The organism is Thermopolyspora sp. NPDC052614, assembly GCF_040678635.1.
Taxonomy (GTDB): domain Bacteria; phylum Actinomycetota; class Actinomycetes; order Streptosporangiales; family Streptosporangiaceae; genus Thermopolyspora.
The window spans coordinates 171,300-187,695 of the sequence record NZ_JBFATZ010000009.1; the positions used below are offsets into that span (position 1 = coordinate 171,300).

The following is a 16,396-nucleotide window of genomic DNA, read 5'->3' on the forward strand; positions in this document are numbered from 1 at the left end:
CGCGGCACGAGCCGCCGTTCAGCCGACCGCGTCGTCGTCGGTGACGACCAGGCGGGCGAAGCCGTCCCCGATGGTGGCGTTCGCGGAGACGCCCGCGATCACCGGGTAGGACTGGATCGCCGTCGCCGGGGCGGTGTTGCCGGTCAGCGGTACGGTGAAGACGCCGTCGGTGTGCCCGGGCGGGATCGTCACGGTGGCCGCGACCTGCGTGATCACCGGGTCGGCGCCGGCGGGGAGTGCCTGGACGGAGACCGTCACCGGCGCGCTCGACGGCTTGGACAGGATCAGCGGGATCCGTGCCTCGCCGGGGCCGTCGCCCTCGGGGACGGTGAGGTCGCCGACCCACACCTGCGGCAGGTCCGCGATGCTCTCCTCGCCGACCTGGGGCCGGGTGAAGGCGAGGTCGGCCAGGTAGACGCCGCCGGTGTCGGACGCCCCGGCGAGCGTCACCTCCTTGATGTCGCTCGTTTCGAGGTCGTTGAGGCCGCTCAGCGGCAGCTGGACGGTCCGCAGCCAGGTTTTCGACAGCGGGGGGAGGGTGCCGGGCAGGGGGGTCAGCGCGGGGCTGAGCGTCGACACCGGCACGGTGACGCTGTGGCCGCGCCCGTCGACCAGGGTGATGGTCATGTCGAGCGGGGCGGACGCCGGGACGTTCTCGTCGCGGGCGACGCGGAAGCTGAGCATCGTGGCCGTGGAGACGTCCCGCGAGCCCGGCCGGAGGGGCACGGTCAGTTTTCCCGAGCGGTCCCGCCAGGTGAAGCGCATCACCGGGGTGGCGACGGCGTTCGGCAGGTACGCCGCCGGGGCCCAGGACGGCGCCTGCGCGGTGGTCAGCCGGGTCGCGCAGGACGGCAGGCCGCTCTGCGGCGAGTGGCCGAGCATGCTCGCGCAGATGGCGCCGGTGGCGTTCCCGGACACGATGGCGCGGGAGGAGCCGGCGAAGGTCGCCACGTCGATCCGGCTGGAGGCCGGGGGCTGGGCGACGGCGTACACGACGGCGCGGCCGGTCGAGGCGACGGTCTTGCCGCTGCCGTCGAACAGCGGCAGCAGCGCGGTCTCCCGGCCCAGGACCAGGCGGAAGAACCCGGCGATTAAGGCGGTGCCGACGGCGTACTGCTCGGCCGCGCTCAGCCGGGGCGGCGCCTGGCTGCCGCAGACCGGGTCGTTGTCGTTCGACCAGTCGTCGGACGCGGGCGCGGCCGCCAGGCCGGGGGTCCACTCGGTGTTGAAAAAGTTGTGGTTGGCGCCCATCACCAGCAGCGCCGACCGGAACGCGGGGTCGCCGGGCATGGCGTACCGCGAGTCGTCGTAGAAGTGCTGGCCCTGCTGGTTGGAGACGTCACCGTCGCAGTACGGCAGCAGCGTCGCGGTCGGGATGCCCGGCAGGGACGCGCGGGCGAGGTTGGTCGGCGCGATTGGCAGCAGCGCGCGGATGCCGTACGGCCTGGGTCGGCCGGAGTTCATGAGCACCGCCTTGGCGACGCCCTCGCCGCCGCGCGAGTGCCCCATCAGGCCGATGTTGCCCATGTCGATCCGGTCCCGGAACAGCGCGACCAGCGCGAGATCGCCCCTGCCGGCCGCGGCGTCGTTGATCAGGTCGAGGTGGCGCAGGATGAGCTCGCCGCGGGCCGCCGCGCCCCGGTCCTCGGAGAAGTTGGCGTCGAAGGCGTTGACGGCGTTGGCGCTCACCGACACGACCGCGTACCCGTGGCTCGCCAGCGCGCGGGCCGGGCCTTTGAAACCGGCGAAGCTCTCGACCGGCCGCTGCCCGGTGCGGCATGGCCAGGGGCTCGCGCTGGTCTGCCGGGTGACCGGGTCGTAGCAGGGGGCGTGGCGGCCATGCAGGAAGAGCACGAGCGGCAGGCGTCCGGGGACGCCCTTGGGCAGGTAGACCTCGGCGCGCAGTTCGCCGCGCCGGCCGCTGAGGCCTCTCAGGCTGATCGCGGTGTCGCCCAGGTCGTAGCGGCTCTCCTCGACCTCGTACGGCCCGGCCACCCCCGGATCGGTGTCGATCGTGGACGGCCGCGGGTCCGCCGGAGGGATGTAAACGGCCGCGGGCGTGGTGGGGGATTCGACGACGCCGTTCCAGGCCACCTCGACGCTCCGGGCGGCGGCCGCCCGGGGGTCGGAGGTGACCAAGGTGAGCGTGCGGCCGTCGTCGCTCTCGGTGGCGAGGCCGAGCGACCGGCCGTTGACCGCCAGTTCGGGCGCGGCATTTCGGACAGGTAATGGTTTTTCACGGCGTAACGTCACTCGAAATCCATCGCCGACCGGTACGACCGACCAGGTGTCGGCGGCGGCCGCGGGCGCGGGGATCGCGACGGCCACGGTCGCCGTCGCCACGATCAAGGCGGTGAGGCCGCGCAAGCGCGCGGCCACGGGTAGCCTCATGACGTCCCTTCCATGCAAGCCCTGCGAGGCTCACAAATCCGCGCCAACGAGAACGTTTAGGCTTTTTCACTGCATCAGCCCGTTTTGCGGACACGTTACGGATCACCCGCCCGCAGCCGGGGCGGTCGCGTCTGCCGACGACGCCGTCGGCGCATACTGGTCCGAGGGAGCGAGCCAGGGGGGTGCGCGATGACCGAGCCGCGGCCGAGCTTCGGGCAGGAGCTGCGCCGCCGTCGGCTGGAGCGGGGACTTTCGCTGAACGACCTGGCTCGCATCGCCTACTACAGCAAGGGCCACCTGAGCAAGATCGAGAACGGGCGCGCCCTGCCGCCGTTCGACCAGGCGTGGCATCTCGACAGCGTCCTGGCGGCGGACGGCGAGCTGGCCCGGCTGCTGTCGGGGACGCCGCCCGCCATGCCCGCCGCCGCCCCGTCGGGGCTGCCCAACGGACCCCAGTCGTTCGTCGGCCGCGGGGAGGAACTCGCCACGCTGGTCTCCCGGCTGTCCGCGCCCTCCGGCGACCCCGGCGGCGAGCCGGTCTGCGTGATCGACGGAATGGCCGGAGTGGGCAAGACCGCGCTGGCGATCAATGTCGCGCGGGCGCTCGCCGGACGCTTCCCCGACGGCTGCCTCTTCCTCGACCTGCGCGGCTACACCGGAAACGTGCCCCCGCTGACGGCCGCGGAGGCGCTCGACCGATTACTGCGCCGCCTCGACCTGCCCGTGCCCGCCGACCCGGACGAGCGCTCGGCACGCTTCCGCGCCCACCTCGCCCGCCGGCGCGTCCTGCTCGTGCTCGACAACGCGATCCACTCCGACCAGGTCCGGCCGCTGATCCCGGCCCTGTCCGCCTCCCGGATCCTGGTGACCAGCCGGGGCCGGCTGAGCTCGCTCGACGAGGCCTTCCACCTGGGGCTCGACCCGCTGCCGCAGGAGGAGGGCGTGCGGTTCTTCCGGGCCATCCTCGACACCGAGGCGGAGCAGGAGCACGTCGAGCGCATCGTCCGCCTGTGCGACGGCCTGCCGCTCGCCCTCGTCATCATGGCGGCCCGGTCGCGGCTCTCGCCGATCGAGGAGCTCGCCTCGTCCGCGGCGGAGACCGGCGACCGCCTCGCCGAGATCGAGGACGGGGAGCGCAGCGTCCGCTCCGCGTTCGAGGTCTCCTACCGGGCGCTGCCGGGACACCTGCGGGAGATCCTCGGGCTGCTCGGCCTCCTGCCCGGCGCCGACTGGACCGCGCACCACCTCGCCGCCCTCGCGGGCTGCGACCTCGCCTCCGCCCGCCGGTACCTGGAGCGTCTGGTCGGCGCGCGGCTCGTCGAGCGGAACTCCGACTGGCGTTTTGAGTTTCACGACCTCATCGGCGACTTCGCCCGCCATAAGGCGCACTCGATCCTGCCGGAGCCGGTCCGTGAGGCGGCCCGGAGCAGGCTGGTCGCCTGGTCGCTGGACATGACGGCGCGCGCGGACGCGCAGATCACGCCGGAGCGCTACCGGCCGCCGGTCGAGCCGACCGGGCACCGCGCTCCGTTCGCGGACGAGACCTCGGCGTACGCGTGGCTCACGGCCGAGCAGCGCAACCTCGTGGCGACCTGCAGGCTGGCGTACGAGATCGGCGACGACTCCGCCTGCTGGCGGCTGGCGGCCCTGCTGCGCGGCCATTTCTTCCTCACCAAGCAGTGGGACGACTGGCTGGCCACGCACACCTGGGCGCTCGCCGCCGCGGAACGCGCGCGGGATCCCGACGGGGAGGCGATGACGCGGAACAACCTCGGCCTGGCGCTCATGGAGATCGGCCGGCTGGACGAGGCGGACGCGCAGTTCCGCGTCGTCATGGACCGCCTGCCCGCCGCCGGGAACGGGCACGCCCGCGCGAACGCCCTCGCCAACCACGCCGGCATCGCCTACCTGCGCGGCGACCACGAGGAGTCGCTGCGGCTCAACGAGGAGGCCCTGGCCTTCTACACCGAGCACCGCAAGGAGCGCAACCGGGCGATCACGCTGCGCAGCATCGGCCTGGTGGAGCTCGAACTGGGCCGGTACGACCAGGCGATCGCCCACATGACGATGGCGTACGAGGCGTTCCGCGACCCGCCGCGGCAACCGTCGATCGACGCCGTGATGGCCGTGAACTGCCTCGGCGAGGCGTGGCTGCGCGCCGGCGACCTGGACCGGGCCGAGTCCTGGCTGGCCCGCGGCGTCAAGGACGGCCGCGACTGCCACAGCCCGTACGAGGAGGCGCGGGCGCTGCGCGGCCTCGGCGAGGTGGCGTTCGCCCGTGGGCGGCGGGAGGAGGCGGAGGAGCACTGGCGGGCCGCGCTCGCCCAGTTCCGCAGGCTCGGCGCGCCCGAGGCGGCGGCGGTCGCCGACCGGATCGCCGCCTTATAGCCCCCAAATAGCCCCCTCGTGGCCTGGGTTTCGGGTTTCCTTAACGCGCAACAGGCAACCCGTTGCCCCCGGCCGCGGGGTGGGCCACGTTGGGTCGAGAGCCCCGGAACGGGCCGCCGATGCGGAAGGTGAGGGATGGCCGAAAGGCCGCGCCGTACCGAAAGGCCCGTCCGGGCGCCACCGCGCTACCCGAGCCGGAGCCGGTGCGGCGTCGGCGGCGAGCACGACGGCGTGCCGTGCAGGATCCGGAGGAGATCGTCGGCCCCCTCCGGGGTGAAGGACGTGACCACGTAATGATCCGCGGTCCGAGGCTGGAGGAACAGCGGGATCTCGTGGACGCCGCGGCCGGGGAGGATCACCGGCAGGACGCGCCGCGTCCACGTGTCGGGGTCGGCATGGTAGAGCTCGCGCAGCAGCCGCATCTCCGACCGGAGGCCGAGGCGGCCGTGCACCGGGCCCGTCCCGTCCCCGGCCTGTCGGCACTGCTCGGACGCGACGACGAGGACGAAGTCGGCGTCGAGGATCTGCCTGGTCGCCCACACCTGCCAGTCCCGCCGGACCTCCAGGTACCAGCGGTCCACGTGCACGTCCACCCCGCAGGAGACGAGCAGGACGCACAGCGACAGGACCGCCCTCCGGTGGTCGTCGGACTCGTGGGCGTAGGACACGAAGACGCGGGGCCGCGCGGGCGGCCTCGGGTTGGCGCGTTCCGATGGGCCGTTTCGTCCGGTGATGGTGTAATCATTCTGGCTCATGTTCACGCTCTCTTGGGATCGGAGGCTGAGCCATCAGTTCGCCGGACGCCGGGGGTGTACGGCAGCCCCGCCGTACAGCCGCCGTACAGAGTGCCGTACAGAGCGCCGCCGTGACCTGGGCAGGGCAGAGCAGACGGATGACGACGCACCGTACACCGGTGAACGGTGTGGATCCCGCCGAGGTGCGGACGCGGGCCGAATTGCGCGCCTGCCTGGCGGAGGTGAAACGGCGCGCCGGGCTCTCCCTGGCCGGGATCGAGTACAGATCCGACGAACTGGTGCGGGGCATGCGCGGACGGCGCATCAGCGGGACCGGATGGCCGCCGATGCGGCTGACCCGGAGCAACATCAGCGGTTTCACCGGCGGCGGCAGGCCGCAACTGCCCAGCGAGCAGGCGCTGGTCACGTTCCTGGTGGTGTGCGGCGTCGCCCCGGCGCGGCTGCAGGGCTGGCTGGCCGCGCTGCGCAGGGCGCGGGCCTCGTACGAGCACAAGGAGCACGGGCCGCCGCCCCTGCTGCCCCGGCTGCCCGATCACTTCGTGCCGCGCGAGGCCGAGCGGCGGCACGTCGTCGAGGAGCTGGAGGCGCTCACGGCGTGCGGCGGGGGAGCGGTCGGCCTGGCCTCGACGGCGGCGCTGCACGGCACGGGCGGGTTCGGCAAGACGACGCTGGCGCTGGACGTGTGCCGGCTGGACCGGGTCAGGGCGCTGTTCCCCGACGGGATCGTGTGGCTGGAGGTCGGGCAGAACCCGGTGCTCACGACGCTGCTCGCCGACGCGGCGGCCCGCGTCACCGGCCGTCCGCCCGCCCGGTTCGGCTCGGTGGACGCCGCCGCGGCCGGGCTCGGCGAGGCGCTGGAGGGCCGCCGGGTCCTGCTCGTCCTCGACAACGTGTGGAGCCCCGGCGACCTCGAACCGTTCCTGCGCGGGGGATCGGGCTGCGTGCGCCTGGTGACGAGCCGCCGGGCCGACGTGCTGCCGCGAGAGGCGCGGGTCATCCCCGTCGAGCGGATGAGCCCCCGGCAGGCGATCGACCTGCTCGGCAAGGACGTGCCCGGCGCGTCGCGGTCCCTGCTGTTCCCGCTGTACGAACGCAGCCACCGCTGGCCGGTCGTGCTCGGCATCCTCAACGGCGTGCTGCGCGCCCGGACCGTTCGCGCGGCCGGGATGCCGCTGGAGCGGGTCGTCGCCGACCTCGTCCGCCGGCTGGACGCCCGGGGGCTCACCGGGGCCGACGACCTCGCCGACGTCGAGTCGCGCACCGTCCGCGAGGTGCTGGAGATCGGCGTGCAGGACCTGGCCGCCGACCCCCGCGGGCAGCGGCTGCGCGAGCGGTTCCTGAGCCTTGGCGCGTTCCCGCCCGATCAGACGATCGGGTTCGACGCGCTCGCCGAGCTGTGGGAATGCGACGATCTTGAGGTTCGGTCCGTGTGCGACCGCCTCGCCGACCGCTCGCTGCTCGGGTCCGCGGAGGCGAGCGGCGTACGGCTGCACGATGTGATCCGCGACCATGTGCTGTCCGCGCACCGGCCGTACGTCGAGGAGTGGGCGGCGCGGCTGCTCGCCGTCTCCCGGAGCCACTGCGCGCAGGGCCGCTGGGATCTGATCGACGACGCGTACGCGGGCGACCTGGACCGCCTGGCGTACCTGCTGATGTTCACCGGCGGGGCGGATCACCTGCGCGAGCTCCTGTTCGACCTGCGGTTCATGGTGCGCAGGACGCTGCAGGGCGGCGTCGCGGGCCTCGCCGCCGACGTCGCCGTGCTGCGCGCCGCGGACGAGGACGACCCGCGTACGGCGGCGCTGTCCCGCGTCGTCGATTTGGAGGGCCATCTCGCGATGCGCGTCGAGGACCCGGTGGGGGTCGCAGCGACGCTCTGGGCGCGGCTGTCCGGCGATCCCCTGACCCGCCGCTCGGTCGCCTTCCGGGACGAGGCGCTGGCGGAGGCGCTGGTCGCCACGGGTCCGATGCCGGACCGGCCGGACGGCCGCCAGATGCGGGTGCTCACCGGGCATCTGGACCGGGTCATCTCGCTGAGCTGGCAGCCGGACGGGGCGAAGCTGGCGGCGGGCGCGGCCGACGGCGTGATCCGCGTCTGGGGCGAGGCGGGCGGCGCGCTGCGGGTGATCGAACTGGAGGCCGCCGTCAACGCGCTGGCCTGGGCGCCCGACCGGGTCCACCTCGCCGCCCTCGTGGGCGAGTCCACCGTGTGCCTCGTCGAGCCCATCTTCGGGGAGGTCTCGGACCGCTACGACGCGGACGTCGAGCTGACCTGCCTGGCGTGGACCCCGTCGGGTCTCGCCATCGGCCGGGCCGACGGCGACGTCGTGATCTGGGACGTCGAGCGGGGCGCGGAGCAGGGCGCGGAGCGGGGCGCCACCAGGATCCAGGCCACGGGTTCCCGGTCGGCGATTCGGGCGATGCAGTGGGCGGCCGGCGTCGGCCTGGTCCTGGTCCACGGCGACGGCACGGCCGCGGTCCTCGCCGGCGACCCGGCATCCGGCGTGACGACCGGGCTCAACTCGCCGCGCGGGCTGACCGTGCGTCCCGGCGGCGCGCAGGTCGTCATCGGGGGCGCGTCGCACGGGCTCGCCCTGGCCGACTTCGGCCGACGGCCCCCGGACCTCGTCGGCACCAGTGAAAAGGTCGGCTGGGTCACCTCGGTCGACTGGAGCCATGACGGCGCGTGGCTCGCCGCCGGGCTTCAGGATGGGGCCGTGGCGCTCTGGTCCGCCGACGGCGGCGAATCCGGGCCCGGCGCGTCCGATGATCCGCGCGACCCGGACGACCCGGACGATCCGCGGGATCGGCACGACCCGCCGGAGCGGACGGGGTGGCGGCGCACCTTCTCGGCCCGCCCCCGGCTGGACTACAACGGCCAGCGGGTCGCGGCCGTGTCATGGCATCCGCGGCGTGCCCTGCTGGCGGTCGCCGCGCAGAACGACGCGCGGATCTTCAACCTGGAGGAGCCCTCCGCGACGGTGCGGCGTTTCGGGGTGAACTGCCTGCGCTGCCACCCGTACCGCGGTGTCATCGCCGGAGGCGGGGTGGACGGCCGCTTGATCCTGGTGGACACCGCGCGGCCGGACGCCCCGCGGGTCCTCGACGCGCACCGGGAGGGCGTGCGGGCCTTGGCGTACTCTCCCGACGGCTCTCGCCTGCTCACCGTCGCGGAGCACGGCCCGCTTCTGCTCTGGGACGTACGGGAGCTGGAGTCCGGCCGGGAGCCGAGACCCGTCGCCGTCCGCTCTCCCGTGCAGCTGCCGGGCGCGGTGGCCTGGTCGCCCGACGGCTCCTCGGTGGCGGTCGCCGGGAACAAGGAGATCGCCGTCATGGAGAGCCGGGATCTCGCCGTGACGCGCCTGCTCGAAGCCCCCGATCTGGCGAACGGCCTGGACTTCGACCCCACCGGCCGGTGGCTGGCGCTGGCCACGACCGGCTCCGCGATCGGCGTGTACGCCGTGGACGGCCGCGCGGTCCGCTGGCTCACGGGCCACAAGAGCAGCGTCGGCGCGATCCGCTGGATCGACGAGTCGCGTGTGGTCTCGGCGGGGTACGACGGGCAGGCGGTGGTCTGGTCCCCCTGGGAGACGGGCGAGAGCGTGATGACGCGGACCATCGACGGCGGCGGGGGCGCGGTCTGGGACGTTACCGCCACCCCCTCCTGGGTCGGCACCGTCACCTCGGCCGGCTTCGTGGGTCTCCGCTCGCTGGACCCGGCAGGGCCATCCTGCGTACTGGCCCTCGACACCGCGCTCAGCTCCTGCGAAGTCACCTCCGATGGAACGGCGATGGCCGTCGGAGGCGCGGCCGGAGTGGCCCTGTTCGACCTTCCGGCATGGGCGCGCACCGGCCTGTGACATCAGCCTGCCGAAAATCGCTTGCCTCGTCCCAACGGGCTCTAGGAACGTGGTGTCCCGTGATGTTCTGACGACCAGCGCGGCGCCGTTCGCGATACCAGGGCGCAGGCGCGCGTCGGAGCGCCGTCCCCGCATGCCCTCCACAGCGAAGCGAGCGTTCTTGTCCACAGTCACCGTGTTCGCGTCACCGACAAGCTGGATCGAGTCCGACGCCGTCGCGCAGTGCCACCAGGTGGCCGCCCTCGACGGCATGGTGCACGTCGCCGGCATGCCGGACCTGCATCCCGGCAAGGGCGCCCCCATCGGCGCGGCCATGACGTCGACCGTGCTGTACCCGTTCCTGGTGGGCTCCGACATCGGCTGCGGCATCGCCGTCTTCCCCATCAAGCTCAAGCGCGCCGTACCGGAGAAGCTCGCCGCCCGGTTCCCCGACCTGGACCGTGCGCTGGACCCCGAGGACGACGACCCGGCGTGGAGCGTCCTGAAGGGCGACATCCCCGCCGGGTACGTCGAGGGCCTCGGGACGGTCGGACGGGGCAACCACTTCGTCGAGCTGGCGCGCATCGGCACCGTCTTCGAGCCGGAGCACGCGAGCCGCCTCGGGCTCGCCGCTGGCGACCTGGTCCTCGTCGTCCACAGCGGCTCCCGGGGACTTGGCGAACGCATCCTGCGGGCGCACACCGAGGTCCACGGCGCGGGCCCGGCCCAGGATCCCGCCGCCTACCTGGCAGCGCACGACGACGCCGTGCGCTGGGGATCGCTCAACCGGCGGCTGCTCGCCGCCCGGGTCGCCTACGCCCTGGGCGCGGAGCCCACCGAGCCGCTCGTCGACCAGTGCCACAACCTGGTCGAGGTCCGTGACGGCGTTTACCTGCACCGCAAGGGGGCGGCGCCGGGCGACGGACGCGACGTCCTGATCGCCGGCACCCGCGGCACCCCCTCCTACCTCGTGGCCGCCCACGCCGGACCGGAGGCCAACCACTCGGTGGCGCACGGCGCGGGCCGCAAGATGTCACGCGCCGACGCCCTGCGCCGGGGCCGGGCCAAGCACACGGTGGAGGAGCTGCGCCGTACGCCGGTGGGCTCGCTGGTGGTGTGCGGCGACCGCCAGCTGCTCTTCGAGGAGGCGCCGTCGGCGTACAAGCGCATCGAGCAGGTCATCGACGACCTCGTCGAGCACGACCTGGCCACCCCCGTGGCCACCACGGTTCCCCTGGTCACCTACAAGACGGCCGAGCTCGCCGACACGCCCCGGCGCGACCACCGGGGCCACCGGGACCACCGGGACCAGCGCCGCGGTCGGGGGCGGCCGTGAGCGTCCACCTGCTGTTGTCGGCGGGGCGCGGCCCGCAGGAGTGCGCCTGGGCGCTGGCCCGGCTGCTGCGCCGCCTGGAAGCCGACGCCAACCGGCGGAAGCTGAACGTCCGCCGAATCGAGACCGTCCCGGCGGACCGCCCCGGCACCTACCGCTCGGTCCTGATCGAGATCACCGGAGAGGCCGCCGAGCCGTTCGCCGCCTCGTGGACCGGCACGCTGTGCTGGCAGGCCCCCAGCCCCTACCGGTCGAGCACCGGCCGGAAGAACTGGTACATCATCGCCCAGCCCTGCCAGATCGACGCCCCGCGCACGACCTTCTCGGAAGCGGATGTCGACGTCGTCGCCTGCCGCACCGGCGGCCCCGGCGGCCAACACCGAAACAAGGCCAGTACGGCGGCGCGGGCGACCCACCGTCCCTCGGGCATCGTCGTCGTGGTCGACACCGAACGGCAGTTCAGCCTCAACCGCCGCATCGCCCTGCGCCTGCTGCGCGAGCGCGTCGAACGCGACAACGAGGCGGCCGAGCGCGCCGTCACCACCACCCGCTGGCGCATCCACGACGACCTCATCCGCGGCAACCCCACCCGCGTCGAACGCCCGTAGCCCGAAGCCGTTCCATCCCGCGTACCCGGGAGCCGCCGTGCGGCGGACCGCGCCTGCGCCGGTCAGTCCTTGGCGCCGTCCAGGGCGAGGTTGAGACGCAGGACGTCAACCGCGGGCTCGCCCATGAAGCCCAGGGTGCGGCCGGTCGTGTTGTCCCTGATCAGGGCCTTGACCCGGTCGAGTGGCAGGCCGCGTTCGCGGGCGACGCGGGGGGCCTGCAGGTCTGCGTAGGCGACGGAGATGTGCGGGTCCAGGCCGGAGCCGGAGGCGGTGACCGCGTCGGGGGGCACTACGGCGGTCGCCGTGCCGCGTACCGGCACCGTTCGCCCGGCCGAGTAGTCTTCGCCGGGTTTGCCGCACTCTACGGTCACGCCCTGGTAGGTGGCGATGAACGGGGTGGCCGGGCAGGCCTGGTTGACGCTGACCGCTCGGGCGGGGGTGCCGACGGCGGGGAAGACCTTCAGCACCGCCCCCACGCCGTCGGGGGTGCAGTACGGCCGGGCGCCCGAGACGCCCTCCAGTTCCCCGATGGCCTTGGAGCGGGCGCAGACCTGGGTGAGCAGCGACTTTTTGCCCTTGTCGGGGTTGCCCTCGTCGTCGGTGGCGCCGGGCACCGGCAGGGTGTCCACGACGTCCTCGGGGCCGAGGTTGCTCGCGGCGGTGGAGAGCATGTCGTAGCCGTCGCCGGCCGCCGAGGGGCGGCTCTGGAAGTAGGTTCTGACGGGGTTGCCCCCGGAGTCGGTGAAGGGCTGGCCGACCAGCGCGCTGCCCACGGTCCTGCCGTCCTTGCCGACGGGTGAGCCGTTGGCCTTGTCGTGGAACACCACCTGTGCCACCGCGGTGACGAGCAGCGGGTACGCCACGCCGGTGATCACGGTGAGGACGAGGAGCGCGCGCAGCGCGGCCAGGTGCAGGCGGATCCAGCTTGGCAGACGGTGCATCGTTCACATTCCCGGAAGGAACTGGATGACCAGGTCGATGATCTTGATGCCGAGGAAGGGGGTGATGATGCCGCCCAGCCCGTAGAGGTACAGGTTGCGCGACAGCAGCCTGGCGGCGCCGGAGGGCCGGTAGCGCACGCCGCGCAGCGCCAGCGGGATCAGCGCGACGATGACGATCGCGTTGAAGATGACCGCGGAGAGGATCGCGGACTGCGGGCTGGTGAGGCGCATGATGTTGAGCGTGTCCAGGCCCGGATAGACCGCGGCGAACATCGCCGGGATGATCGCGAAGTACTTGGCGATGTCGTTGGCGATGGAGAAGGTGGTCAGCGCGCCGCGGGTGATGAGGAGCTGTTTGCCGATCCTTACGATCTCGATGAGCTTGGTCGGGTTGGAGTCGAGGTCGACCATGTTCCCGGCCTCCTTGGCGGCGGAGGTGCCGGTGTTCATGGCGACGCCGACGTCGGCCTGGGCCAGGGCGGGGGCGTCGTTGGTGCCGTCGCCGGTCATCGCGACCAGCCGGCCGCCCTCCTGCTCCCGCTTGATGAGGGCGAGCTTGTCCTCGGGAGTGGCCTCGGCGAGGAAGTCGTCCACGCCGGCCTCCTGGGCGATGGCCTTCGCGGTGGCCGGGTTGTCCCCGGTGATCATGACGGTGCGGATGCCCATGCGGCGCATCTCGTCGAAGCGCTCGCGCATGCCCGCCTTGACCACGTCCTTGAGGTGGATCACGCCCAGCACCCGGGCGACGCCGCCGTCGATCTCGCCGACCACCAGGGGGGTGCCGCCGGAGGCGGAGATGCCGTCGACCAGGTGGCCGACGTCGTCGGTGGGGTGGCCGCCGCGGTCGCGTACCCACTTCATCACCGCCGTGGCCGCCCCCTTGCGCACCTGACGGCCGTCCACGTCGACGCCGCTCATCCGGGTCTGCGCGGTGAAGGGCACCCAGGTGGCCCGGGACAGTTCGCCCGGCTCGCGTTCGCGCAGGCCGTAGGCCTGTTTGGCGTACACGACGATGGAGCGGCCCTCGGGGGTCTCGTCGGCCAGGCTCGACAACTGGGCGGCTCGGGCCAGTTCCATCGCCGGGACGCCGGGGACGGGGAGGAACTCCGACGCCTGACGGTTGCCGAGCGTGATGGTGCCGGTCTTGTCCAGCAGCAGCGTGTTGACGTCGCCGGCGGCCTCGACCGCGCGGCCGGACATGGCCAGCACGTTGCGCTGGACCAGGCGGTCCATGCCGGCGATGCCGATCGCGCTCAGCAGCGCGCCGATCGTGGTCGGGATCAGACACACCAGAAGCGACACCAGGACGATGCCCGTGACGCCGTCGGCGGTGAGGGCGAGCGAGTCCGGTACGCCGGGATTGGTGGCCTTGGCGTAGACGGCCGGCGGCTGCATGGTCGCCGTCGTCACCAGGAAGATGATCGTCAGGGCGGCGAGCAGGATGTTCAGCGCGATCTCGTTGGGGGTCTTCTGCCGGTTCGCGCCCTCGACCAGCGAGATCATCCGGTCGATGAAGCTCTCGCCGGGCTTCTGGGTGATCCGGACGACGATCCGGTCCGAGAGCACCTTGGTACCGCCGGTGACGGCGGAGCGGTCGCCGCCGGACTCGCGGATGACCGGGGCGGACTCGCCGGTGATGGCGGATTCGTCCACGCTGGCGATGCCGTCGACCACATCACCGTCACCGGGGATGATCTCCCCCGCCGTGACCACGACGACGTCGCCCTGACGCAGTTCGGTCGCGCCGACCTCCTCCCACCGATCCGGGTCGTCGCGGCTGAGCAGCCGGCGGGCGACGGTGTCGCGCTTGGCCGCGCGCAGCGTGGCGGCCTGGGCCTTGCCCCGGCCCTCGGCGACCGCCTCGGCGAGGTTGGCGAAGATCACGGTCAGCCAGAGCCAGACCACGAGCGCCCAGGCGAAGAACGACGGGTCGGCGATCGCGAGCACGGTGGTGAACGCCGCGCCGACCTCCACGACCAGCATGACCGGATTACGCCACAGCGTGACGGGATTGAGCTTGCGCACCGCGTCGGGAAGCGAGCGGACGAGCTGCCGGGGATCGAGGAGGCCGCCGCCCATCCGCTGGACCCGCTGGGCCGCGCGCCGGGCCGGAGCCTCCTGCACGGGTGTGGACATTGTCACAGGAGCCCTTCTGCGAGCGGGCCCAGCGCCAGGGCCGGGAGGAAGGTGAGCGCGACCAGGATCACGGTCACGCCGATCACCATGCCGACGAACTGCGGCCGGTGGGTGGGCAGCGTGCCCGCCGACGCCGGTACCGGTGCCTGGCGGGCCAGCGAGCCGGCCAGCGCGAGCACCAGGACGATGGGCAGGAAGCGGCCGAAGGCCATGCACAGGCCGAGCGCGGTGTCGTACCAGGGGGTGTTGACGGTGATGCCGGCGAAGGCCGAGCCGTTGTTGTTGGAGGCGCTGGTGAAGGCGTACAGGACCTCCGAGAAGCCGTGCGGGCCGGAGTTGAGCATGCCGGCGCGCTGCTCCGGCGAGCCCATGGCCAGCGCGGTGCCGGTGAGCACCAGGGCCGGAGTGACCAGGAAGTACAGCGAGGCGAGCTTGATCTCGCGGGCGCCGATCTTCTTGCCCAGGTACTCGGGGGTGCGGCCGACCATCAGCCCGGCCACGAAGACCGTGATCACGGCCAGGACCAGCATGCCGTACAGGCCCGCGCCGGCGCCGCCGGGTGCGACCTCGCCCAGCATCATGTTGACCATCGCCACCATGCCGCCCAGGGCGGTGAAGGAGTCGTGGAAGGAGTTCACCGCGCCGGTGCTCGTCAGGGTGGTGGAGGCGGCGAACGTGGCCGAGTCGGGCACGCCGAAGCGCACCTCCTTGCCTTCCATCGCCGCGCCGACCGCCTGCGGCACGGTGCCGCCGTGCGCGATCTCCAGGGCGGTCAGTACGGCGATGCCGGTGAAGGCGAGCACGCCCATGATCGCGACGATCGCGTACCCCTGCCGCCGGTCGCCCACCATGCGCCCGAAGGTGCGCGGCAACGCGATGGGGATGAGCAGGATGAGGAGGATCTCGAACCAGTTGGTCCAGTTGGTGGCGTTCTCGAATGGATGGGCGGAGTTGGTGTTGTAGAAGCCGCCACCGTTGTTGCCGAGTTCCTTGATGACCTCCTGGCCGGCCACGGGCCCGCCGGTCATGTTCTGGGTGCCGCCGGTGAGCGTGGTGATCTCGTGCGGGCCGGTGAAGTTCTGCACCAGGCCGCCGGCGACCAGGATGAGGGCGCCGGCGAAGGCGATGGGCAGCAGAACGCGCACGGTGCCGCGGACCAGGTCGACCCAGAAGTTGCCCAGCTCATCGGTGCGGCTGCGGGCGAAGCCCCGCACCAGCGCGATCGCCACCGCGATGCCGACGGAGGCGGAGACGAAGTTCTGCACCGCCAGGCCGGCCATCTGCACCAGGTGGCCCATGGTGGACTCGCCGGAGTAGGCCTGCCAGTTGGTGTTGGTGACGAAGCTGACGGCCGTGTTCCAGGCGATGTGGTCGGTCACCGGGGGAAATCCCAGGCTGAGGATCAGCTTGTCCTGCAGCCGCTGGAAGGCGTAAAGGAACAGGATGGAGATCGCGGAGAAGGCCAGCACGCTGCGCGCGTACCCGCTCCAGCGTTGTTCGGCGTCCGGCCGCACCCCGATGAGACGGTAGATCACCCGCTCGGCGGCGAGGTGCCGGGTTCCGGTGTAGACGCGGTACATGTAGTCCCCCAGTGGCCGGTGCGTGGCCGCCAGGGCGAGGATGAGGGAGGCGATGAACAGCAGTCCCGCCGTCGTCGAGCTCATCAGAAACGCTCCGGGAACAGCAGGGCGGCGACCATGAAGATCACCAACAACACGACCACGATCAGGCCGACGGCGTTGACGGCGCTCATAGCCGCTCCACCGCCCGTACGGCGAGGCTCAGGATCACGAAGATCGCGATTGTCAGGGCGACGAAGATGACGTCGGCCATCCCCACTCCTCACGTTCTGCCGTCACCGGCGGATTCGCCGGCCGTCGAAAAGATGAAATACGGCCTGAGTGGTGATGTGGGGGATCTTGACGGGTTCTCTACGGTGATGGAGCGAATTTTGACGCCGCCCATACACGGCCGACGCACGCCGTCGGTCCAGCGGAGGGCGTAT

10 protein-coding genes are annotated in these 16,396 nt (G+C 72.5%); 4 read left to right on the forward strand and 6 right to left on the reverse strand.

Translation table 11 applies throughout. The annotated features are described in order from the left end of the window. Positions 1-18: 18 nt before the first annotated feature. Positions 19-2,391 (reverse strand): hypothetical protein, encoded by a 2,373-nt coding sequence (locus AB0K60_RS20855; protein ID WP_364057210.1) that lies wholly within the window; start codon positions 2,389-2,391, stop codon positions 19-21. Positions 2,392-2,580: 189 nt separating this feature from the next. Between AB0K60_RS20855 and AB0K60_RS20860 the strand changes: the two genes are divergently transcribed. Then, on the forward strand, positions 2,581-4,779 hold the full coding sequence (locus AB0K60_RS20860; protein WP_364057213.1) for a tetratricopeptide repeat protein: 2,199 nt from the start codon (positions 2,581-2,583) through the stop codon (positions 4,777-4,779). 185 nt (positions 4,780-4,964) lie between these two features. Here the strand turns inward: AB0K60_RS20860 and AB0K60_RS20865 are convergent, their stop codons facing one another. Next, positions 4,965-5,534: an SEFIR domain-containing protein gene (locus AB0K60_RS20865; protein ID WP_364057216.1), complete on the reverse strand. Its 570-nt coding sequence runs from the start codon at positions 5,532-5,534 to the stop codon at positions 4,965-4,967. A gap of 158 nt (positions 5,535-5,692) precedes the next feature. On the opposite strand from AB0K60_RS20865, the gene AB0K60_RS20870 reads away from it, so the two are divergent. The 3 genes from AB0K60_RS20870 to prfH all read left to right on the forward strand — a co-directional run bounded on the left by AB0K60_RS20870 (position 5,693) and on the right by prfH (position 11,314). Then, positions 5,693-9,394, forward strand: a complete 3,702-nt coding sequence (locus AB0K60_RS20870; RefSeq protein WP_364057219.1) for an NB-ARC domain-containing protein — start codon at positions 5,693-5,695, stop codon at positions 9,392-9,394. 160 nt (positions 9,395-9,554) lie between these two features. Continuing rightward, the gene (locus AB0K60_RS20875; RefSeq protein WP_364057222.1) at positions 9,555-10,709 is read left to right on the forward strand and encodes an RNA ligase RtcB family protein; all 1,155 of its coding nucleotides are present in this window, start codon (positions 9,555-9,557) and stop codon (positions 10,707-10,709) included. Further along, the gene (prfH, locus tag AB0K60_RS20880) at positions 10,706-11,314 is read left to right on the forward strand and encodes a peptide chain release factor H (RefSeq protein WP_364057225.1); all 609 of its coding nucleotides are present in this window, start codon (positions 10,706-10,708) and stop codon (positions 11,312-11,314) included. The genes AB0K60_RS20875 and prfH overlap by 4 nt, the downstream gene beginning before the upstream one ends. A 62-nt stretch (positions 11,315-11,376) precedes the next feature. Here prfH and AB0K60_RS20885 read toward each other — a convergent pair whose 3' ends face one another. From AB0K60_RS20885 to kdpF, 4 genes are read right to left on the reverse strand one after another with little or no spacing between them, the layout of a single operon-like run. Then, a complete protein-coding gene (locus tag AB0K60_RS20885; RefSeq protein WP_364057228.1) occupies positions 11,377-12,255 on the reverse strand; it encodes a potassium-transporting ATPase subunit C in 879 nt (292 codons plus the stop codon). Positions 12,256-12,258: 3 nt separating this feature from the next. Beyond that, positions 12,259-14,334, reverse strand: a complete 2,076-nt coding sequence (gene kdpB, locus AB0K60_RS20890) for a potassium-transporting ATPase subunit KdpB (RefSeq protein ID WP_364057627.1) — start codon at positions 14,332-14,334, stop codon at positions 12,259-12,261. Positions 14,335-14,393: 59 nt separating this feature from the next. Continuing rightward, the gene (kdpA, locus tag AB0K60_RS20895; protein WP_364057231.1) at positions 14,394-16,055 is read right to left on the reverse strand and encodes a potassium-transporting ATPase subunit KdpA; all 1,662 of its coding nucleotides are present in this window, start codon (positions 16,053-16,055) and stop codon (positions 14,394-14,396) included. Continuing rightward, on the reverse strand, positions 16,055-16,144 hold the full coding sequence (gene kdpF, locus AB0K60_RS20900) for a K(+)-transporting ATPase subunit F (protein WP_364057234.1): 90 nt from the start codon (positions 16,142-16,144) through the stop codon (positions 16,055-16,057). The genes kdpA and kdpF overlap by 1 nt, the downstream gene beginning before the upstream one ends. Positions 16,145-16,396: the final 252 nt, after the last annotated feature.